This window comes from Clostridium oryzae (assembly GCF_002029235.1).
Taxonomy (GTDB): domain Bacteria; phylum Bacillota; class Clostridia; order Clostridiales; family Clostridiaceae; genus Clostridium_AE; species Clostridium_AE oryzae.
In genome coordinates, this window is sequence record NZ_MZGV01000005.1 from 16104 (window position 1) to 37472 (window position 21369).

Here is a 21369-nt window from a genome sequence, read left to right on the forward strand (position 1 = left end):
TGCATACCACATTTTTTCTATAAATAGATTATATCTATTTATAGATGCCATCCGCTAAGGTCTTTAGTACTGAATTATCATCTTTCCATTTCTTTTAGTAGCTTGTGATAATCATTCAATACCTTGTCCAGTTCTTGACTTAGCTTTATTACTTCAGGGTCCATCGGATCCCCTTTATCTAAAAGCAAGTCAGTCATTTGCTCTCTTGTTTCGTCAATTAAAGAAAGCAATCTGGTATAATTAGACATATTCCCCCCTCCTTTCAAGTAACACTATATAGTATTTTAGGGAATTATATCTAAAAACACAAAAGGCTGCATCAAAAGGATAATTCCATTACATGGTATCCTTTTGATGCAGCCTTTAATGCTATACAATTCTTATTGAAATTTAAATTTACGATATTTACTAATTGCAATCGCTCCTATAGAAAATATGACACTAAAAGTCAACAGCACCACTAATGGATTTATATTTGCCGATGTGCCTTTTCCAGTATAGTCACATGCTCTTATTACCCATCTAATAGGAGTGAATTCGCTTACCAGCTTAAGCCCTCTAGGCATCTTGCTATACGTAATAAAACTTCCACCAAGCAAACACAAAATCATACTAACTGCACTTGAAAACATGCTAGCATACATATCTCTTTCAAATATGCATGTTACAAGGGTTCCAAAGGCTGTACTAAGCAGCACTATTAACGCCCCATAGCTCAACAATGTTCCAAACGATAATGATAACTTAATATCAAGCATATATAGGATTGAAAATGACAGAAAGAATTGCACATAAGTGAATACATAATTATATAAAATATTACCTAAAATATACTGAGTATTTAAGTTAGGTGAATACTTAAATCTTATGAAAGTGTTCTGTGATTTATCTTCAAGCATTAATGAGCCATTCACAGTACAGGTAATAAACAACGCCATAACAAGGAATGCCATTACCCTGGCAGTTTTAGACAGCGAGCTTTTCTGCATATTTTTAATAATATAGGTCATGTCAGTAGTTCTGTCACTAGACAGATATCTCGTAACAATGCCTTTCATAACAGAATTGATTTTTTTATCATTTACTGTGTAAAAATCAAAATACTTATTAATGTTATTTATCTGTCCTCTAGTAAATGACTTTTTAAAAGTTATTACTCCTGTATATTTGCCTAGGATCACATCTGTTTTTATCAATTTGCTGTCTGTAAGTCTCACATTAATTCCTTTTGTTTTCTCTAATAATCTTACTATCCTTTGCTGCTCTGGAAATTTATTTTTAGTAACTACAGCTAGATTAACTGTAGGCTTACCAATATAGTTTGCTGCTATCGCTAGAACAATAGCAAGTACAGGTAAAAGCAAGTTAATTAAAAACTTTGATCTATTATTAATAATTCTTTTGAAGCTAGTTTTGAATATTATAAATACAGTTCTCATTACAAAAAAGCCTCCTTTTTAAATGCTTTTACAGCTATAAAAGTAAACACTGCTCCTATAAGCCCGACAATAATAATAGAAAATATTATTGTGCTTGTACTATTATCGTAAACTGATGCTATTATGCCTCTATTAATCCAGGTAAGAGGTGAAACATAACTTACCTTTTCAACTAGCTTTCCCAAAGAACCCGTTGGAAAAAAAGTTCCCCCGAGGATAGCAAAAATACTAAGAGGAATATTTAATATTCCTTGGAGAGTATCAAAATTTTTAAATGCAATTCCTAGGTATATACCAATAGCCGATGACATAAAGGCCGTCATTAGAAATAAAGTAATTATAATCAAACCTGAATCTCCTATATATATATTTAATATTAGCTTTGAAACAAGCAAATCAAATATGGAACACAGCCACACAACAAAAGTACAGGATATTATTTTCGAAAACACTATGGCTTCATGCCCTATTGGTGCAGCTATAAACCTGTAGGAAGTTTTATAAAAACTCTCATCTTTCGCAACATACGCCATCGTTATTATGCTGGAAAAAATGAAATACGGTATCATTACCAACGTATAATATCCATTTGATGTCACTGAACTATCACCTTTAAAGTAATTCGTTGCAATATATCCTAAAATAAAAGTCAGTCCTATTGGATACACCACATTATAAAAAATTATAAAGAAATCCTTTAATCTTCTTTTTGTACCATAAGCTAAAAGCGATAAAAATCCTTCCACTTTAACACCTCCTAATCCCTAAGTTCCTTCCCTGTCAATTGTAAAAATATTTCCTCTAAATTGTCTTTACAATACTTATCCTTAAGTTCATCCTTGCTGCCCTGTTCTATGATCTTCCCTTCATCCATTATTATTATCCTTGAACACACACTTTCAACTTCCTCCATATAATGGGATATATATATAATTGAAGTTCCCTGCTTATTTAGTTTTTTTACCGTTTCTAAGATGTTATTTCTTGATTGGGGATCGATACCTACCGTTGGTTCGTCCATAATAAGAAGTTTAGGCTGATGAGCTATTGCACATGCTATATTAAGCCTTCTCTTCATTCCGCCGGAAAACTTAATTGGGAAATCACCTTTTCTTTCCCATAGCCCAACAAATTCAAGGGCTTTTCTAACACTATCCTTTAATTTAGTACCTTTTATTCCATACAAGCTGCAAAAAAATTTAACATTGTCATAAGCAGATAAATTACTAAAAACAGCTATGTCCTGTGGAACTACGCCTAGGTTTCTTTTGAAATAATTTTTATTAGAATTTATATCTTTATCGCAAAACAAAATGCTGCCATCGTCATAATCAACCACTGTAGATATCATATTTATACTTGTACTCTTTCCAGCTCCATTAGGTCCCAAAAATCCAAGTATCTCATTTTCTTTTATTTCAAAGCTAATATTGTTAACTGCAGCCCTTTCACCATAATTTTTTTTAAGATTCGTTACTGTAAGAATATTTTTCATACCTATCATCTCCTATTAAATTAAAATATTTTATTTATACTATTATTTGTTGGATATTCAACATTGGATATTGTGGTTAAAAAAAAGGAATAAATCCTTTTTTATTTTTGTGTAAGCAATTTTATAAATTCATTAAGCTTTTGTTCAAGATTGTCCGTAGGGTTCTGCATAATTTTAGCCTTAAACTTTTCTATCTTAGCATATTTTTCACAATCTATATCGTTATAATTCACATCATTAAGGGTTGAAAAATCTACATTGCTGATAAGCTGCTCCTGAGCATTATCTGATTCAATAACCTGATCCAGCTGTTCAAGCAGCGCTTCATGCCATTTTATCTGATAGTCAAGATTGGAAATGACCATATCAAAATTAAGTACCTCCAGCTTAAGCGACTTTTCTGTGATTTTGATTTTTTTTCCTTTTTCCCACCATACCTTTTTCTCTCTAAGAACTTTTAAGTGTTTTTCCACACTGGCTGTTATCTCTTCCTTGGTCAACTTATTTATCATGGAATATATCATAAATTTATCAGATTCAGCACCTGCTATAGGCTTCTCAAGCTCTTTTTTTAGTGCATTTCTAAGCTCTTCTTTACCCGCATCCGTTATGTCATATATCTTTCTAATCCTAGCACCATTTCTTTCTTCCTTTAGGGTATATATATATCCTTCCTTTTCAAGCTTATCCAGTGCATAATATATAGAACCTGACTGAATCCTTGACCATTTGTCTATGCCGTTTACTTCTATAAATCTTTGTATATTGTAGCCATGACTAGGCTTAATGTTTAAGAGATATAATATGAGCGCTCTTATCATTTTTAATTCCTCCACATATCCAACATTGAGTATATGTATATATATTATATCCAACCTTGAGTATTGTCAATATTTATCTTCTGAATCTATCTGTTATTTCCATATCATTATGAATGTTCCTATAATCATAAATGCACTTGCTAATAATGTCTTCAATGTAAATTGCTCACCAAGAATAACGAAAGCTAAAATCAATGTTAATACGATACTGGATTTATCTATAATAGCAACCTGTGAAACATTGCCTACAGAAATTGCTCTATAATAAAATATCCATGAAAGTCCAGTAGCCAATCCAGATAAAATTAAAAAAGTCCAATTCTGCTTTGTAAGACCTTTGATTGCATTTTGACCACCTGCTGAAAACACTATACCCCAGGATAGAATTACAACTACAACTGTACGAATAGCTGTCGCAAGATTAGAGTCCACTCCCTTCATACCTATTTTAGCAAGAATAGATGTCAATGCGGCAAATACTGCCGATAGTATTGCGAATAACTTCCACATTTTTAAGTCTCCTTTTTTATACATTATTAATACTAATGTTCCTTAGCTCAATTCTACTTTCATTTATAACGTTTTTCAATATATAAAAATGGTTACACCCTATGTCGGCTAGTTCCGCTCGTTAAGCAATTTCACCGCATCTTTTAGTCAAATTTCCTAATGGTTCATAACTCGGCTGCGCCTCAAACAATTCGCCATCTTAACGGAAATTTGCCTAAAAGACACGGATAATTACTAAACTCGCTCCAAATGCCTCCGTCGGGTGTAACCATTTTTAATGCCCTAACTCTTAATTTTTACATAATATTTTTATTTTATTAATTCTGTTACCTTCGTATCTTAATTCGCTAAATTCAAAATATATTATTATTTCTTTTTAATCCCTTCGTAAACACGATGTATTGTTGTTTTATTTAGTGATGTATCTTAATATTAATTAAAAGTTATCCACAATTGGTAAAAATCATAAATTTTTAGGCTACGCAGCTATCCTTTTGCTTCCTATTATGCTTAATTCTCTTTTTAAATTCCTCTACCGATCTATTAATAATTAATTCTTCAGGAAAATCAACTTCCTTCAAAAGTTTACTTGCAAAATCAAATCTCGCAACATCAACATCTACATGAGCATCGCTTCCCATTATTATCGGGACATCATATTTTTTACATAAATTCAGCATTTCAATATTGTTTCTTACTCCATTCTTACGCTTATTTATTGGATTTAATGAATTATTGTTAAGTTCTAAAAACGTGTTATAGTCTCTTGATGCTTTTACAACTGCCTCATAATTTAAGGGGCATCTTCCATCGTCAGGATGACTTATAATATCTATATCAGGATTTTTAATTGCCGAAATCACCGCATTAGTATTTTGATCAATAGTCCCAAACTTATAACATTGATAATGTATACCTGCAATTCTTATATCTAAAGCATTTATTGCTTTCTGCTCCAAACTGAGACTTCCCTCGTAGTCTATAATGTTAATCTCTGATCCGAACATTAGCTCAACTCCATACATTTCTCTTGGAACCACTTTTATATTTCTAAAATAGATGCTATCACAGGTTCCTGGTATGCCTGGTGCATGTTCTGTTATTCCAAGCAATTTTATATCTTTTTCAGAAGCTGCCTTAGCCATCTCCCTTATAGTACTATAAGCATGTCCACTTGCAAGCGTATGAGTATGCATATCTAATTCTATTTTCATTATAAACACTCCTTAAATCCATTTTGTATGTAATACAGTCTGAATTTGTATATCACATATCTGTCATAACCAAAATATATTATAGCACATATTTGTAATTATAAAAGTATTAAACGCATTATATTAGTCAATATGCACGATATAGTATATCATATATAAAATATAAAGTAGAAAAGGAAATGTTGTGGCTCTACGGAGGCTGATCCATTCATTAAATGCTTGTACGCGAATTTCTAGAGACTAAAAAAAGCTCTGCAAATCCAGAGCTTTTTTATTACTTAATTATTTAACGCCGATATTAACTTTTGAATTAAGTTTACCATAACTAAAGTTGATTTCTATATAACCGCCGTTTTTGCTTTGCCAAACATATGCCATTGTGGATCCACTAGATGTTTTATATTGACTCGTTAAGACTCCACTGCCTAATATAGCTTTAACTTTTTTATAAGTCATTCCTTGCTTAAGCTTCTTATATTTTGCTTTTGTTACATTTGAAATTTTATTATTCAAATTGTTCTGTGATTTTGTTATGGCTTTTCCATTCTGTATTCCTACTATAATGTATTTATCTCCATTATCAGTCTTCCATGAGTATACAGTTGATTTATATCCCTCTGTTGATGAAGAACTATCAACTTTTCCTTTTCCTAAAATATGTTTAACCTGAGAATAACTCATACCCATCTTTACTTTTAAGAAACTACTGTAAGTAACTCTAGTTTTAGCACTTACCGAAACACTTAATGTAAACATAAATAGCAAAATAAGTATTGACACAAATGATTTTTTTAGCTTCAAAATCAATCCCCCCTATGATTTAAATTGTATAAATAGCATTTTCATGCTACAAATAACTATTTTACCATTTCTATACCAATATATTAAATGCCTATTAATCTCGAATTTAGCCATTAGAATAGAATATATATTATATCATTCCATATTTCCGTATTTTATTCGTCTTTAATCACTTTTTGATTAATTTTAAACTTATACTATAAATTAGTAACAATAATATCCACTAGAGCAGAAACCATATACCCTTCAAGAACAGCTTAATTGCTGCCATGCATAAATTTTATACATGATGGGAAATGTAAAATATAAAATTGACAATCATATTGAAAAGGAGAACGTAAATATATGTTAACAAAGGAACGTATCACAATGGATGAAAGCCTAGACAGCACATTGTCCCTTTCTCGCGAAGGATACCTGTTTATAAAAAACAAGGCAGACAATTTGCAAACCAGCCTTTTTCAAACTCATTTATTAGGACAAAATATAATCTGCATGACTGGTGAAGGCGCCGCAAAAATTTTTTACGACCCCGAACTCTTTGAAAGAACAGGAGCTGCACCTAAACGAGTACAGAAAACATTGTTTGGTGAAAATGCTATACAGACTATGGATGGTCAAGCACATATCCACCGAAAAAATCTCTTCATATCACTTACCTCATCACAGCATCAGGAGATACTATCTGAATTAGTAAAGGAAGGATTAGAAAACTCAATCAGTAGATGGGCGCAGAGTAAAGAAGTAGTACTTTTTGATGAAGCAAAGATACTATTATGTCAGGCTGCCTGCCATTGGGCTGGGGTTCCACTTAATGAATCCGAAATTGAAGACCGTGCTGAGGATTTCAGTCAAATGGTAGATGGCTTTGGTGCGGTGGGACTAAGGTACTGGAAAGGTGAAATAGCAAGGAATATAACTGAAAAATGGATAAGAGGAATAATTGAAGATGTTCGTTCTGGAAGACTTACTGCCAAAGAAGATTCACCATTATATGCTATAGCTTTTTATAGAGAACTTGATGGTAGTGAGTTAGATGATCAGATGGCCGCTGTGGAACTAATTAACCTATTACGGCCTATTGTAGCCATTTCTACATACATTACGTTCGCAGCTTTAGCTCTATGCGATCATATAGAATGTAAGCAGAAAATACTTACAGACAACAGCAATTATCTAGAAATGTTTGTTCAGGAAGTCCGCCGTTACTATCCGTTTACTCCCTTTGTGGGTGCAAAAGTAAAAAAAGACTTTGTAATTAATGGATGCCAATTTAAAAAAGACACTCTTGTATTACTTGACGTATACGGCACCAACCATGATTCACGTATCTGGAAGGAACCAAATAAATTTTATCCGGAACGCTTTAAGGAATGGAATGAAAGTCCATTTAATTTTATACCTCAAGGCGGAGGAGATGCTGCCACTTCACATCGCTGTCCTGGCGAAGAAATTACAACAGAAATTATGAAGACATGCGTAGATTTTCTTGTTAACAGTATAGAATTTAAAGTTCCCCCGCAAAATTTGAGATATAACCTAGCAAGAATACCTTCACTGCCTAAGAGTGGATTTGTAATGAGTAATGTCAGAAGAAAAAATATTCTTTAGCCATCCTTTTAAATTAGAATTTATCTAGTAGTTAAGAAGTAAGAGTTATGAATAAAACCCTGGAGTTCTTATAATGATACTTCTTAACTATTATCTTTTTTACCTTACTTATTTATAAATTACTATATTCTGTAACACAATCAAGCAAATAAAATACTATTTCTTACTTTTATCGATAAGCTCCTGAAATTTTTCCAATCCCCTTACTACTTCCTTTAAATCGTCAATCGATGCGTTTTTAGCAATATCAGCGAAAAATTCGTTTCTTATTTCCACAACATTGAATTTTTTTGAAAAGTCCTGAGATAATGATAATTTTACTGTTCTGCGATTTTCCTCAGGAATTTCACGTATTATGACTCCTTGATCTACCAAACGGTCAACTATACCTGAAACAGTACTCTTTGACAAATTTAATAATTTACTCAACTCTTGTATATTGATTTCTGGATTTTTATATATAGCAAGAATTGAAAACAACTGCGAACCTGAAAAACCGAATTGCTCTGTTTTTTCAACAAAATAATCACTAAAATTCTTTTGCAATGCTCTAAAAAGCGATACTAATTTTTCAATATATTCGCTTTCTGTATACTCCACTTTGTTATTCTCTATCATACTTACCTCCTGATATGGGTTTAATACTTTTTCAGTATACATTTATTAATGTTAGAGAAATTCTTATGATAAGTCAAGAATATACTATACAGCATCGTTTTCTAGGTCAGCTCCTGTGAATTGGCTGTTATAAAGATCTGCATAGAAACCTCCTTGATTGAGTAATTCCTTATGATTACCCATTTCTATGATAGTTCCGTTTTTCATAACCAAGATAAGTTCTGCATCACGAATAGTAGAAAGTCTGTGTGCAATTACGAAGCTTGTTCTACCCTTCATTAAATTAGCCATAGCCTTTTGTATTAATACTTCTGTTCTGGTATCAACACTGCTTGTAGCCTCATCAAGTATCAAGATTGTAGGATCTGCAAGTATTGCACGAGCAATGGTTAAAAGCTGTTTTTGTCCCTGGGAAATATTAGTTCCTTCTTCATTAAGAATTGTATCATAGCCTTCAGGCAGCGTTCTTATAAAATGATCTGCATGGGCAGCCTTTGCTGCACGAACAATATCTTCCATAGTAGCTCCTTCTTTTCCATAGGCTATATTATCCTTAATTGAACCATTATACAACCACGTATCTTGAAGAACCATACCAAACATCTTACGTAATTCACTTCTCTTAATATCATTTATATTAACACCATCAATAGCTATCTTACCTGCATTTATTTCATAAAAACGCATTAACAGATTTACAAGTGTTGTTTTACCCGCTCCAGTAGGTCCAACAATAGCAATTGTATGTCCTTGCTTTACATCCAAGTTCATGTTTTCTATCAAAGGTACCTCTTCCATATATCTAAAATCAACATGTTCAAAGGTAACTTCTCCCTTTGGATTTTCCAATACTACTGCATCGCTGCTGTCCGCAATTTCCTCTTCCTCGTCCAGTATCTGAAACACACGTTCAGCACAAGCTACAGTTGATTGTATAACATTAGATATATTAGCAGTCTGAGTTATTGGCATAGTAAAGGATCTAGAATATTGAATGAAGGCTAGAATATCACCTAAACCCAGCAGACTTTTTGTAATCCATATACCACCAACAATGCTTATTCCGACATAACCCAAGTTACTTATAAAATTCATCAAAGGGAACATTATACCGGAAACAAATTGGGCCTTCCAGCCTGCACTTTTAAGTCTTTTATTTATAGCTTCAAACTCTTCTATTGACTCTTTTTCATGGCCAAAAGCTTTTACTATTTTATGTCCTGTATACATTTCTTCTACATGTCCACTGATAAGTCCCATTTCCTTCTGTTGAGCAGCAAAAAACTTTTGGGACTTCTTTGCAATAGCTGCTGTAACTATAATGTACAAAGGTAATGTTGCTATAACAATCAATGTCAAAGTAGGACTTATTGTAACCATCATTATTATATAACCAATTATAGTGATAACAGATGTAATTATCTGTGTTAAACTCTGCTGCAAGGTAGTGGAGATAGTATCAACATCATTGGTAACACGGCTTAGTATATCACCATGAGAGTGCATATCAAAATACTTAAGAGGTAATCTTGCAAGCTTTTCATCCACTTCTCTTCTTAAATCACGGACAGTCTTCTGTGAAACCCCTGACATAACAAGACCCATTGTTAAATTGAAAAGTGCACTTATTACGTACATTCCAATAAGTACAATAACTATATTACCAATGTAACGGAAATCATATTTACCGTTTGTATCTCTTATTGCTGTTATTACTGAATTCATTTGATCATCAGTAAGGTTTACATTATCTTTTGGATTTGTTGGAGCATTATCCATAGACTTTGTCAATTTACTTCCTAAATCCAAAATTTTCTTACACACATCTGCCCTTTTATTTGCATCTGTTAATTTATCAAGCTTTGGCAATGCAATAAATTCCTGAATTGACTTTATACTCTTTGTGTCTATTTTATTCTTTGATTTTGAACCTTTAGAAATATCATCCGTATCAGGCATATCTCTGAATATGTCTAACATTTTACTTGTAACTTTGGCTTTTTGGTTAGTATCAGTTATCGAATTTAACATTGGCAAACCTAATAATTCTTTTACGCTTTTGAGCTGTTTAGTATCCATTGTGTCACTTGAATCTTTACTTGAACCATTATCTATTTTAGGCATTTCTCCAAAAATATCAACTAGCTTGATTGCAGCTGCAGTCTTTTTCTTTGAATCCTTAATACTATTTATATCTGATATTTTCAATAAGTCTTTTATCGTGTTCAAGTCTGATTTATTTATCTTGCTTCCAGAACTTGAAGTATCACTGCTGCTTGACATATCAGGCATATCTTTAAATATATCAATAAGCTTACTTAAAGTTTTCTTCTTTTCTTCAGAGTCTTTAATTTTATTTATGGATGGAAGCTTTAACAGTTTTTTTACAGCCTTCTCAGCCTTAGTATTCATATTAGAATTTGTACTGGAAGTTTTAGCAGTAAAATCTGTCATCTTTGCAATTCTTGAATACACTTCATCCATTTCTGCCGTATCAAGACTCATTGAACTTTGTGTTGCGCTGCCCCCCGGCAACTTCTTAGCAACACTCATGAATTCCTTAATCACAGTAACTTTACTATTTCCAGCTTGAGTTTGATCCAGCATTGGAATATTTAATAGTTCCTTTAATGTAGTTAAGCTAGCTTTATCAACTTGACCATTTGATGGCATAGCCTGAAGTATATCAATAAATTGAAGTGTAATTTGAACTCTTTTTGTCCTATTACTTGTTGAATCAATCATTGGCAGCTTCATTAGTTTTTGAATAACAGCCTGAGTTTTAGCATCCGGCTGAGTAGTTGTCTTGGCAGCCTTTTTAGTTGTCTGTTGTGTTGTCTGAGCTGACTGCTGCGTTGCCTGCTGTGCTGTCTGTTTTCCCTTCTGTTTTGCCTGAGCTGCCTTCTGGGCCGCTGCTAGTTGTTCCGCCTGCTTCATTTGTTTCTGAATTTTAGTAACCATTGTTTTCTGGGCTGCAGCCATCTGATTAGTTATCTTATCAACAGCAGTTTTCTGCCCTGTATTTACGCCTTGATATACTTGTATTGCCATATTTTTGTAAATTTCATTAACAGCCTTATCCTGAGCATCACCCATGCTTTTGGTTATCTTATTTGTGGCAGTTTTCTGTCCATCAGCCATCTTATCTATGATTTTGTCTACAGCTTCCTTTTGGACATCTCCCATTTTACTGTTCATCTGATCTATTGCTTTATTTTGACCTTTTGCCATTTCCGATAACATTTTTCGAGCCATATAAGCATTTTGTAATTTATTCATTGCTTTACTTGATATTTTAGGAGCCGCTATTGAAAAGGTTGTACTTAAAATAGCAAATATAAGAACAACTATTAAATTTATTCTATGAGGTTTTAAATATCCTAGAAGCCTTTTCAAAGAACCTTTAAAGTCCTTCGCTTTTTCTACAGGTCTTCCCATCCCCCTCATCGGTCCGCCTCTTCGACCTCCCATTGATTTTCTGTTTCCTCTATTTTCACTCATGCTATTTCCTCCTCTGAAAGTTGTGAGGATACAATTTCACGGTAAACATCACATTTTTCTAGTAATTCCTTATGCGTGCCCATTCCTACAACAGAACCTTCATCTAAAACTATGATTCTATCTGCCTCCATAACTGTTCCAACTCTTTGTGCAACAATAATTACTGTTGAGTCCTGAGTTTCACTTTTCAAAGCAGCTCTAAGCTGCGCATCTGTTTTAAAGTCTAAAGCTGAGAAACTGTCATCAAATATATATATCTCTGGTTTTCTGACTAATGCACGGGCTATAGAAAGTCTCTGCTTTTGGCCACCGGATACGTTTGTTCCTCCTTGAGCAATTTCATGCTCGTAGCCTCCATCCATGGTTGCTATAAAGTCGGCAGCCTGTGCCACTTCAGCAGCATGTCTAACTTCTTCATCACTTGCACCATCATTACCAAATCTAATATTTTCAGCAATTGTACCCGAAAATAGAACTGCTTTCTGAGGAACAAAGCCAATCTTATTTCTAAGATCTTCCTGAGAAATTTCTTTAATATCTACGCCATCAACTAAAATACTTCCGCTCTGTATATCATAAAATCTTGGTATTAGATTTATTAACGTAGATTTACCAGAACCTGTACTTCCAATGATAGCAGTGGTTTCACCAGGCCTTGCTGCAAAGGAAATATTTCTAAGAGCAGGTTCTTCAGCTCCATGATAACTAAAGGTTACATTTTTAAATTCAACATATCCTTTTCCTTCATAATTGTCTTTTGTTTTATCAGCATCTTTTATTTCAGGTACAGTATCAAGTACTTCATTGATTCTCACTGCTGCAGCTTGTGCACGTGGAACCATAATGAACATCATTGCAAGCATAAGCATTGACATCATAATTTGCATTGCATATTGAGTAAAGGCAGAAAGTGCACCTAAATCCATACTTCCTTTGCTTATACGTATCCCGCCAAACCAAAGAATTGCCAAAGTAGTAAAGTTCATAATCAGCATGATAGAAGGCATCATAAAAGCCATAATCCTGTTAACCTTGATATAGTTTTCAGTAAGATCTACATTTGCTTCATTAAAACGCTTTGCTTCCTTGTCCACTGTATTAAAAGCACGTATTACTCTTATACCTGTTAACTTTTCTCTCAAGACTAAGTTAATTTTGTCAACCTTTATCTGTACTTTTTTGAAAAGAGGAATCATCTTAGATGCTATAAATCCAACAACTATTGCAAGTGCAGGTATAGAAACTCCTAAAACCCAGGTAAGAGTCCCATCCTTTCTTATCGCCAATATAATACCACCAATACACATAATTGGAGCACTAATCATCAAACGCATTATCATAACAGTAACTGTTTGAATTTGTGTTATGTCATTTGTCGTCCTAGTAATAAGAGTTGCTGTTCCTAATTTATCAAATTCATACAATGAAAAGCTCTCAGCTCTTTTAAATATTTTATTTCTAAGTATTTCTCCTAAGCCCATAGAAGATATAGCCGACAAAAAACTGGCCAAAACTGAACAAATCACTCCTCCTAGTGCAACCAAAAGCATTATTCCACCAATATGAAAAATCTTGTTTGTATCTCCCTGCATAACCCCGTCATTTATTATATCTGACATAAGTGTCGGCAGATAAAGGTCACCAATTGATTGACATGCTACAAAAACTAATACTCCAATTACCATGAGAGTATAGGGTTTTAAAAACTTATAAAGTCTTAACATAAATCACCTCTCCTTTTTGTCGTTTAATATCCTTTTCATAATTTTCAATGCATCAATGATCTTCTCAATATCTTCTGGGGCGGCTGAATTAAGCAAATTGAAAAGACTTTCTTTTGCTTTCTCACTAAGTCCTTTATTTTCTTCCATGAATTTTTTAGTTATCTTTACATAGACTGTTCTTCTATCCTCATAATTTCTTGTTCTTTCCACCATTCCACGTTCTTCCATTCTGTCAATTATACCGGACACGGTGCTTTTAGATAGCTGAACCCTCTCACTTATATCACTAATCTTCATTTCTCCATACTTACAGAGTGAAAATATAATTATTCCCTGTGACACAGTAATCTCAGTTCCTTTAAAATTCTTATGAATTTTCTGCTTTATAGTTTTACTTACTTCATGCATTAGTTTCACAGCCTCTTCACTTCTATTACTTGAATGCACTTCTACCACCCCTTTCCTTTCAAAATTAGTTCATTTCCAAACTGTTCGATACCGATTAGTCTGCATACGAACTATTATATCATTTTTTATATTGCAGTCAAGCTACTTTTAAAAAAGATATTTGACATATATAAAAAGCAGTTTACTTTTTACAGTAAGCTGCTTTTGCCGTGAAAAATGAAATGTTGTGGCACTACGGAGATTGATCCGTAGTACCACAACATTTCCTATGCCCTGACTCTTAATATTAACAAAATACTTTTATTACATTAAAAATAAAAAAACACCTAAAATGCTGTATTTCAAGTGTTTCCCTAGTGCACCCGGAGAGATTCGAACTCTCGACCTTCGGATTCGAAGTCCGCGACTCTATCCAGCTGAGCTACGAGTGCAATTATATAAATATATCTCAGAATATTATTATAAGACACTTAGCATTTTTTATCAATGCTTTTATTTATAATATAGTCTATAATTTTGATTATTCTCTTCTACTTATCTTATATAAGACACTAATAAATTTTGAATTAAATCTTGCTCATTGGCAAAAATATTTATCAAAGGAGGGATAACAACTTATGCAAGAAAAATATATAGAACCGTTAACCAAACTTGAATATGCTCCTCTTGAGAAGAACCAGGAAGAAAAATTAAGAGACTTTGAAAGAAAGTTTAATGAAGAGTTCGGAACCGCTTTTTACTTTATGGTAATGAGAAAAGAAGACTAATTATATAAGTTGCAATAAAGTTCTTACATTATGGCTTCTAAAATATCACTGCTGAATCGGTTCGACCCTAGGATCTTTTAGAAGTCAGAATGTATTAGAACTTTCACAACTTATACTGCAAATGCACCTCAAAATGTTACTATGCTTTCGCTTTAATTTGAGGTGCAGCCTATTAGTTTCCTTCTTTTTTCATAGGTCACATCAGGTAATTATGCACACTGCTGTAAATCTGTTTCTTTTACCTTCATGAATATAATATTGTAGATTAGTGAAGCTAAAACTGCTGCTATATGGCTTATTAATACAGCTATCCATATTCCATTTAGCCCTAAGCTTGAAAGCGAAAATATTTTTGCTAAAGGCATTCTTACCACAACGTAGTAGAATATCATAACAAACATAGCTGTAGTTGGTCTTCCAAAGCCATTTACCTTTCCAAGTACACAACTGGTTATACAATTGCAAATATACCCAATAGATATTGTGGCAAAATATACTTTAACTATATTGGCCACTGAAGTCCCTCCTCCAAACATAGCGGTAAGCTCTTTAGCGAAGAAAACTACTGTTATAGTAAGAATTATAAGCAAAATTCCTCCGTAAACTATGCCCCATTTTAAATATTCCTCTGCCTTTTTCATTTTTTTCGCTCCAAAGCACTGTCCTGTACAGGAAGTTATAGCCATATTAAGTGCCATAGCTGGATAGAATAATATAACCTCCAGTTTTCCCGAAATACCAAAGGCCGCAACAGAAAGTACCCCAAACCCAGCCACAAGTAAGGTTATAAATGCTGTACTAATAGCAGGAATACTTTGCTGAATCATGGATGGAATAGATTTTGCAATAATATCAAAACTTAAGCTTTTACTTATTAGCTTAATGTCAATTCTAATTATCTTATTTTTAACTATATAGGCAACCATTATTAACATCATTATGCCTTGGGAAATAAGTGTAGCAACTGCAGCTCCGTTCATGCCAAACATATGAATAAAAACTGGATCGATAACTAAATTAAGAAAAGTACAAGCAATTATTGACACCATCTGCATAGTAGAATTGCCATAGCTGCGAAGAACTGCTGTGAAATACAGATAGAACAATACAAATATAAAACCAAGAACGTAGATTGAAAGAAACCCCTTTGCCATAGAATAAATAGACTTTGGCGTATTCAAAGCTGAAAGTATACCGTCAATTCCCAATTCACATATGAGCACAAGTATCACGCCAAAAATTAGAGTAACTATAAAAGAAGTTGCAATAGTAGACTTTATTTTTTCTTCATCTTTAGCTCCAATGTATTTGGATAACAGCATGGCAATGGCGTTAGTAGCTCCCATACTCAATGAGCTAAAGAGCAAAATTAGCGGTGTAGATACCGTTAAAGCAGCCAAAGCCTTTTCTCCAAGCAAATTACCAATCCATAAGCTATCTACGATATTATAGGCCATATTAAACACATATGCAATTATCAGAGGCACCGTTATTGCTATTAAATTCTTTGAAGCATATCCTTCAGTAAAATCGATTGTTTTAAAATTTTTCATTTCTATCAATCCTTTCATTATATGTATCAATTAATTTTACTCATTGAACATTATTCACTCATAAAGTATTTTTTTACCCTGACAGCAATGTATTAATTTATGCTGCCAGGGCTATATAACTTATATAATTTCTCCGTATAGTATTTGCCTTATTATGTTTCTCATATAGTCAACTCTATCCTTTATATCCATACTGTTATCCTGCATGATGCCTATTTGCCCATACATGATAAAACTGGCTGTTATATCAGCATTTTCAAGTTCTATTTCGCCTTTGTCACATAAAACCTGAAGCTCTTCTTTAATGTGTGGTACAAGATATTTACATATATTTAAGGTTAGCTGCTCATGCAGTGCTTCATTACCTTCTTTATGATAAAAATCATGATACTTGCTGATAGAATCCTGATTTTGTGTTAATTTACACATTAAATTCATACGCTCATCCAACGTTCTGCTTCTGTCATGGATAGCTGCAACAAATGCTGAACAGCATTCTCTTACGTATTGATCCATAGCCGTTTCAAAAAGTTCCTGCTTTGATGCGAAATATCTATAACACAATCCTTGCACTACATTCATCTCTTTAGCAATATCAGCCATAGAGGTTGCTTCATAGCCTTTTTTATAAAATAATTTCATAGCAGTATCTATTATTTCCTGCTTTCTAACCTCTGGCGGTTTCGAAATCCTCAATGTTAATTCTCCTTTTCTATATGTAATGATATCAATATAACACTTGAATGAATAAAAGTCAATGAACTTAATTCACTATTTTTTTAATTTTAAAGAGAAACTAAAAAAGTTCCTCTTTAAAATTCCCCTGCCTTATATTTTTCAATCAATTCTTCTATTTTAGGTGTGCACCTTCTGCCTCCACAGCCGCCTGAACCGGCACCGGTAGCTTTTTGTACTTCCTCTACCGTAAGTGCACCTCTTTTTATAGCTCCCTTAATTTTAGATCTTGGTATGGCCTTGCACAAACATACCTTAGTTAATTTGTCCATTATATCAGGACTTATATTGTTGTCCATTTTGATTCTCCTTCTAATAATAATTATTATCCTTTAATACTAATTATACTCTTGCTTATATAAAAATTCAATTATTTAAAAAAGAATCATTAAGCCATAGTATAGCTTAATGATTCTTTTTTTATACTTAATGCTTACTTATTTTGCTATTGCATACTTACCATTGTCATTAAATGCCGCCAAATTTTTATCGTCATATACACTTAAATAATAAAACTTTTTTGATGTTGTGTATTTCTTTACTATTTTTTTACCATTTGACATATATATACTGCCATTCCTTAATAGCCATAGATTATTCTTAACGTCCATAACAGCACAGTAATCCGAAAGAAGTGCTCCATAATCTCCTAAGTCCTGAGTGGAAATTTTAGAAATAGAATTAGACTTTATCTTAAATTTATTATAATATGCAGTTCTTCCTCCTTCATCATCCATGTCGCAGCCTATTATATAAAGCTTATTGTCTTTTGATATGTTAAAATCATCTATAGTGTTAATACCATGACTATTCAATGCATATTTCTTGAAGCTTCCTTTATAGTGCCTGTATAATGAATATTTATATATATATCTATTTACAGGGAATATGTACACCAAGTTTCCGTTGTAATCTAATCCTAAGCTTATTCTATAACCGATGTCATCAAATCGTTTTTTATAGCCTTGGCTGTTTACAAGATATGAATCATGATTTTCTGTTTCATATCCATCCCATGCACACCATACTACTCCTGATTTATCTATTACAACATGCTCAAGTTCATTGTAATTTTTTTTAGGTGCAGACAATTTTCTATATACAGAAAAATGATAAGATTTTAAATTTAACTTATATATAGTGTCATTCTTTAACATGTATATATTATTTTTATCATAAGCTTTTACATAAGAAAAACTACCGTCATATTTAGAAAGGTTTATATGTATGTTTCTGATAACTGATAATTTTTTCATTATAACTATAGACTTCTTCGATTTGCTGTAAAATATAAGCTTATCTTTGTACTGAATTATAGGGACTCCTTCATTTTTCTTTCCTGCTGTTAATTCTTTACTTTTTGCATAAACGGAAAGGTTGTTAGAATTATAAAATAATGAAAATGCCATAAAGAAACTTACAATAATACTTAACGGATAAATTGCTTTTTTAAAATAATTTTTCATAGTTTCTACCATCCTCCTTTTTTACTATTTTTTTATTATACTACAAATATTATGTAGAATAAACAAGAATGTAGAAACTATTTCCATATTATATTTTACTCAATATAGCTTAAATTATATAAAATTTATAGTATAATATTACATAAATCAACAGATAAATAAATATTTTATATACAAACATTTAAACAGTATTTAGAAAGAGGTGACGTTTATGCCATTAGACCATAAACATATTGATGAAATTAAAATACCTATTTATGAATTTAACAAAGAATATTACGGTGGTAATCAATACTGGTTTCCGAAAAAACTTCATCAGCTTAGCGGTTGTGGTCCGATAGCTGCAGCTAATATAATGGCATATTTAGCTGAAAACTTTTCAGAGAATTACAGAGCTCTGTATCCTTATAGTCTCCCCATATCTAAAGGCGATTTTGTTAATCATATAGTGGAGGTTCGCAAATTTGTAAAACCTGGTATACGTGGACTTACTTCAGTTCACCAATTTTGTGAAAATACATTAGACTATGCTAAAAGCAGAAATGTTTTATTAACGCCACATATATTAGAGGATGACACTGTAAGCATGGAAGAGGTTGTACATTACCTTTCTGAAGCTCTGCTGCAGAAACTTCCTGTTGCGATACTTGTACTTACTCATGCTGTAAAAGAATTAGAAGATTACTCTTGGCATTGGATGACTATTACTGATTTGAAGTTCAATGCTGAAGATAACAATACTTATATTGTAGTCTCAACTTATGGCGAACGCCATGTTATTGATTTAAATATACTTTGGAATCATAGATGTACTAAAGATAGAATTAAGTTCGCTTATTTTTCATAAAAAACCTCCCATCAATGTCAATGGGAGGTTTTTTAATTTAAAGTGAATATGTGCATTCATGATTTATATAAAACACCCTATAGATAAGTACCTAATGAATTCAATTACCTATCTACATTTTGTCATATATACCGCGTGTGCTTCCTGCTTATGTTTTTTTTCTGTAGTTTTTATCGTTATTTATATTCATATTATTTATAGATATGGATGCCATTTACCATAAATGGATCCTTCTCCTCTGCATTGCAACTAACACTATAAAGGTTTAAAATACTTAATATTATTACAAAACAAGTTATAAATTTCTTCATATATTTATCACCTCACCAGTATATTACTATATTTACCTATAAATGTTAATGGCGTATAATTATTGTATATATCTATTTTTATAAATATCATCGTATTATCTATTTACTATTTTGAATTACACAAAATGACATCACTATTTTACCTCATTTGGGGATTTGTGCATTTTATGAACATAGGAGGACAAATTATTTGGAACATTATATTGGAATAAAAATTAAACAACTTAGAAAAGAAAAAAATCTGCCACAAAAGTCCCTTTGTTGTGACATACTTGATAGAACAGTTCTGAGTAAGATTGAAAACTGCAAAATGTTACCATCTATACCTCAATTGCAATATATTGCTCAAAAATTAAATACTGATATTTCATTCTTCTTAGATAATAGTTTGGCACATAATCCTAATTGTACAAACCATATGACAAATGAATTTGAATATATACACTCACTTTTTATAAACAATCAATTTCTCGATATTATAGAATTATGGGAAAATAGAAGACTAAAACATATAAATATGGACTATTTCTGCTATTATTTAGGAATTTCCTACTTCCGATTGAATTTAATAAACCAATCAGTACAATTCTTAAAAAAATTTTTAAACTTTTATTTTAAACTTAGTAATTATGAGAAGGATATAAATGTTGAAAAATACGCAAATTCTATAAATATACTAGCAACTATAGAGGTATCAAATAAAAATTTTAAAAAAGCTGTTAACTATCTTTTGCGTAGCAAACTGTACTTAGAAAATTATAATAGAACCAACATTGAAAGCTATATTAAAACAATTAGCAATATCGGAACAATATATTGTATAAATCAAAATTATGCTGGCTGCATAGAAATTTTAGAAGAGTATTTGCTTAATAATAAAGTATCCACACCTATTGAAGCTCTTCCAAATATTCATTTATCTCTTAATGTAGCTTACTGCAGACTTGGACATTATGATAAAGCTATTAATCATATTAAAAACGCAATTTTTCTATTTAGCTATTGTGATAAAAATTTTGATTCTCTGGAATGCTATCTCAACTATACAAATTGCTTAAGATTTCAGAAAAAGTATGATCAGTCATTTAAGATCCTTGATAGCATAAGCAGTGAGGTTAACTACGACAAGAGATTATCTGATATTTTTTCAGTCCAAAAGATGCTTCTATTCTTTAACATGAAAAAATATGATACTGTTATAAAGATTTCTTCAAAGATAAAAGAATCTGCATTAAGAACTAGCAGCAAAAACGAATATTACTTCATGTTAGGTTATATAGCCTTTACAAAAGAGAATTTCAATGCTGCTAAAAGATATTTATTAAAATGTGAGAAATATTTATTGGATAAGAAGCTTTATGCTGACCTTGTATTACTATATAACGATCTATTTTACATTACTAAGGATAAAAAATATAAAATACAATCAACAAAATATTCAAAAGAAAAATGCTACTATCAAATTTATATCCCTTAGCCCTTAATACTATAAACGCTGCTAAATAATTAGAGCACAGTAATACCACTTACTATGCTCCGATTACCTCA

20 protein-coding genes and 1 tRNA gene are annotated in these 21369 nt (G+C 32.1%); 4 read left to right on the forward strand and 17 right to left on the reverse strand.

Annotated elements, in window-relative coordinates; all coding sequences use genetic code 11:
- Window positions 1–77: 77 nt before the first annotated feature.
- From CLORY_RS03510 to CLORY_RS03545, 8 genes are all read right to left on the reverse strand, one after another.
- Complete coding sequence (locus CLORY_RS03510; protein WP_079422144.1) at window positions 78–248, reverse strand: aspartyl-phosphate phosphatase Spo0E family protein; 171 nt, start codon at window positions 246–248, stop codon at window positions 78–80.
- A gap of 132 nt (window positions 249–380) precedes the next feature.
- Window positions 381–1439, reverse strand: a complete 1059-nt coding sequence (locus tag CLORY_RS03515; protein ID WP_079422145.1) for an ABC transporter permease — start codon at window positions 1437–1439, stop codon at window positions 381–383.
- Window positions 1439–2185: an ABC transporter permease gene (locus tag CLORY_RS03520; protein ID WP_079422146.1), complete on the reverse strand. Its 747-nt coding sequence runs from the start codon at window positions 2183–2185 to the stop codon at window positions 1439–1441. Before CLORY_RS03520 ends, CLORY_RS03515 begins: the two co-directional genes overlap by 1 nt.
- An 11-nt stretch (window positions 2186–2196) precedes the next feature.
- Complete coding sequence (locus CLORY_RS03525) at window positions 2197–2934, reverse strand: ABC transporter ATP-binding protein (RefSeq protein WP_079422147.1); 738 nt, start codon at window positions 2932–2934, stop codon at window positions 2197–2199.
- 101 nt (window positions 2935–3035) lie between these two features.
- The gene (locus CLORY_RS03530) at window positions 3036–3755 is read right to left on the reverse strand and encodes a PadR family transcriptional regulator (protein WP_079422148.1); all 720 of its coding nucleotides are present in this window, start codon (window positions 3753–3755) and stop codon (window positions 3036–3038) included.
- Between the two features lie 93 nt (window positions 3756–3848).
- On the reverse strand, window positions 3849–4265 hold the full coding sequence (locus CLORY_RS03535; protein WP_079422149.1) for an EamA family transporter: 417 nt from the start codon (window positions 4263–4265) through the stop codon (window positions 3849–3851).
- A gap of 473 nt (window positions 4266–4738) precedes the next feature.
- Complete coding sequence (locus tag CLORY_RS03540) at window positions 4739–5479, reverse strand: phosphatase (RefSeq protein ID WP_079422150.1); 741 nt, start codon at window positions 5477–5479, stop codon at window positions 4739–4741.
- 282 nt (window positions 5480–5761) lie between these two features.
- Entirely contained in the window at window positions 5762–6280 is a 519-nt protein-coding gene (locus CLORY_RS03545; protein ID WP_079422151.1) for a DUF3862 domain-containing protein, read from the reverse strand.
- Between the two features lie 345 nt (window positions 6281–6625).
- Here CLORY_RS03545 and cypC point away from each other — a divergent pair, with 345 nt between their 5' ends.
- Entirely contained in the window at window positions 6626–7891 is a 1266-nt protein-coding gene (gene cypC, locus CLORY_RS03550; protein ID WP_079422152.1) for a CYP152 family fatty-acid peroxygenase CypC, read from the forward strand.
- Between the two features lie 156 nt (window positions 7892–8047).
- Here cypC and CLORY_RS03555 read toward each other — a convergent pair whose 3' ends face one another.
- From CLORY_RS03555 to CLORY_RS03575, 5 genes are all read right to left on the reverse strand, one after another.
- Window positions 8048–8509 carry a MarR family winged helix-turn-helix transcriptional regulator gene (locus tag CLORY_RS03555; RefSeq protein WP_079422153.1) on the reverse strand — a complete coding sequence of 154 codons (462 nt, stop codon included), beginning with the start codon at window positions 8507–8509 and terminating at the stop codon, window positions 8048–8050.
- An 84-nt stretch (window positions 8510–8593) separates the two neighbouring features.
- Window positions 8594–10633, reverse strand: coding sequence for an ABC transporter ATP-binding protein (locus CLORY_RS24060; RefSeq protein ID WP_169911516.1), 2040 nt, complete (start codon window positions 10631–10633; stop codon window positions 8594–8596).
- 1373 nt (window positions 10634–12006) lie between these two features.
- Complete coding sequence (locus CLORY_RS03565; RefSeq protein WP_079422154.1) at window positions 12007–13734, reverse strand: ABC transporter ATP-binding protein; 1728 nt, start codon at window positions 13732–13734, stop codon at window positions 12007–12009.
- A gap of 3 nt (window positions 13735–13737) precedes the next feature.
- A complete protein-coding gene (locus tag CLORY_RS03570) occupies window positions 13738–14181 on the reverse strand; it encodes a MarR family winged helix-turn-helix transcriptional regulator (protein WP_079422155.1) in 444 nt (147 codons plus the stop codon).
- Window positions 14182–14499: 318 nt separating this feature from the next.
- Window positions 14500–14573, reverse strand: a tRNA-Arg gene (locus tag CLORY_RS03575).
- A gap of 186 nt (window positions 14574–14759) precedes the next feature.
- Here CLORY_RS03575 and CLORY_RS03580 point away from each other — a divergent pair.
- A complete protein-coding gene (locus tag CLORY_RS03580; RefSeq protein WP_079422156.1) occupies window positions 14760–14909 on the forward strand; it encodes a polynucleotide phosphorylase in 150 nt (49 codons plus the stop codon).
- 209 nt (window positions 14910–15118) lie between these two features.
- On the opposite strand, the gene CLORY_RS03585 is transcribed toward CLORY_RS03580, so the two are convergent.
- The 4 genes from CLORY_RS03585 to CLORY_RS03600 all read right to left on the reverse strand — a co-directional run bounded on the left by CLORY_RS03585 (window position 15119) and on the right by CLORY_RS03600 (window position 18663).
- The gene (locus tag CLORY_RS03585) at window positions 15119–16462 is read right to left on the reverse strand and encodes an MATE family efflux transporter (RefSeq protein WP_079422241.1); all 1344 of its coding nucleotides are present in this window, start codon (window positions 16460–16462) and stop codon (window positions 15119–15121) included.
- A gap of 120 nt (window positions 16463–16582) precedes the next feature.
- Window positions 16583–17158 (reverse strand): TetR/AcrR family transcriptional regulator, encoded by a 576-nt coding sequence (locus CLORY_RS03590; RefSeq protein ID WP_242954328.1) that lies wholly within the window; start codon window positions 17156–17158, stop codon window positions 16583–16585.
- 116 nt (window positions 17159–17274) lie between these two features.
- The gene (locus tag CLORY_RS03595) at window positions 17275–17496 is read right to left on the reverse strand and encodes a (2Fe-2S)-binding protein (protein WP_079422157.1); all 222 of its coding nucleotides are present in this window, start codon (window positions 17494–17496) and stop codon (window positions 17275–17277) included.
- Between the two features lie 138 nt (window positions 17497–17634).
- Complete coding sequence (locus CLORY_RS03600) at window positions 17635–18663, reverse strand: hypothetical protein (protein WP_079422158.1); 1029 nt, start codon at window positions 18661–18663, stop codon at window positions 17635–17637.
- A gap of 211 nt (window positions 18664–18874) precedes the next feature.
- On the opposite strand from CLORY_RS03600, the gene CLORY_RS03605 reads away from it, so the two are divergent.
- Together CLORY_RS03605 and CLORY_RS03610 are read left to right on the forward strand one after the other, a co-directional pair.
- Window positions 18875–19510, forward strand: coding sequence for a hypothetical protein (locus CLORY_RS03605; protein ID WP_079422159.1), 636 nt, complete (start codon window positions 18875–18877; stop codon window positions 19508–19510).
- 501 nt (window positions 19511–20011) lie between these two features.
- On the forward strand, window positions 20012–21298 hold the full coding sequence (locus tag CLORY_RS03610) for a helix-turn-helix domain-containing protein (RefSeq protein WP_079422160.1): 1287 nt from the start codon (window positions 20012–20014) through the stop codon (window positions 21296–21298).
- The last annotated feature ends 71 nt before the right edge of the window (window positions 21299–21369 follow it).

Coding starts and splice junctions, on each gene's coding strand:
- CLORY_RS03510 (WP_079422144.1), bottom strand. CDS start 248: ATGTCTAATTATACCAGATTGCTTTCTTTAATTGACGAAACAAGAGAG.
- CLORY_RS03515 (WP_079422145.1), bottom strand. CDS start 1,439: ATGAGAACTGTATTTATAATATTCAAAACTAGCTTCAAAAGAATTATT.
- CLORY_RS03525 (WP_079422147.1), bottom strand. CDS start 2,934: ATGAAAAATATTCTTACAGTAACGAATCTTAAAAAAAATTATGGTGAA.
- CLORY_RS03530 (WP_079422148.1), bottom strand. CDS start 3,755: ATGATAAGAGCGCTCATATTATATCTCTTAAACATTAAGCCTAGTCAT.
- CLORY_RS03535 (WP_079422149.1), bottom strand. CDS start 4,265: ATGTGGAAGTTATTCGCAATACTATCGGCAGTATTTGCCGCATTGACA.
- CLORY_RS03540 (WP_079422150.1), bottom strand. CDS start 5,479: ATGAAAATAGAATTAGATATGCATACTCATACGCTTGCAAGTGGACAT.
- cypC (WP_079422152.1), top strand. CDS start 6,626: ATGTTAACAAAGGAACGTATCACAATGGATGAAAGCCTAGACAGCACA.
- CLORY_RS03555 (WP_079422153.1), bottom strand. CDS start 8,509: ATGATAGAGAATAACAAAGTGGAGTATACAGAAAGCGAATATATTGAA.
- CLORY_RS24060 (WP_169911516.1), bottom strand. CDS start 10,633: ATGCCTAAAATAGATAATGGTTCAAGTAAAGATTCAAGTGACACAATG.
- CLORY_RS03565 (WP_079422154.1), bottom strand. CDS start 13,734: ATGTTAAGACTTTATAAGTTTTTAAAACCCTATACTCTCATGGTAATT.
- CLORY_RS03580 (WP_079422156.1), top strand. CDS start 14,760: ATGCAAGAAAAATATATAGAACCGTTAACCAAACTTGAATATGCTCCT.
- CLORY_RS03585 (WP_079422241.1), bottom strand. CDS start 16,462: ATGAAAAATTTTAAAACAATCGATTTTACTGAAGGATATGCTTCAAAG.
- CLORY_RS03595 (WP_079422157.1), bottom strand. CDS start 17,496: ATGGACAACAATATAAGTCCTGATATAATGGACAAATTAACTAAGGTA.
- CLORY_RS03600 (WP_079422158.1), bottom strand. CDS start 18,663: ATGAAAAATTATTTTAAAAAAGCAATTTATCCGTTAAGTATTATTGTA.
- CLORY_RS03605 (WP_079422159.1), top strand. CDS start 18,875: ATGCCATTAGACCATAAACATATTGATGAAATTAAAATACCTATTTAT.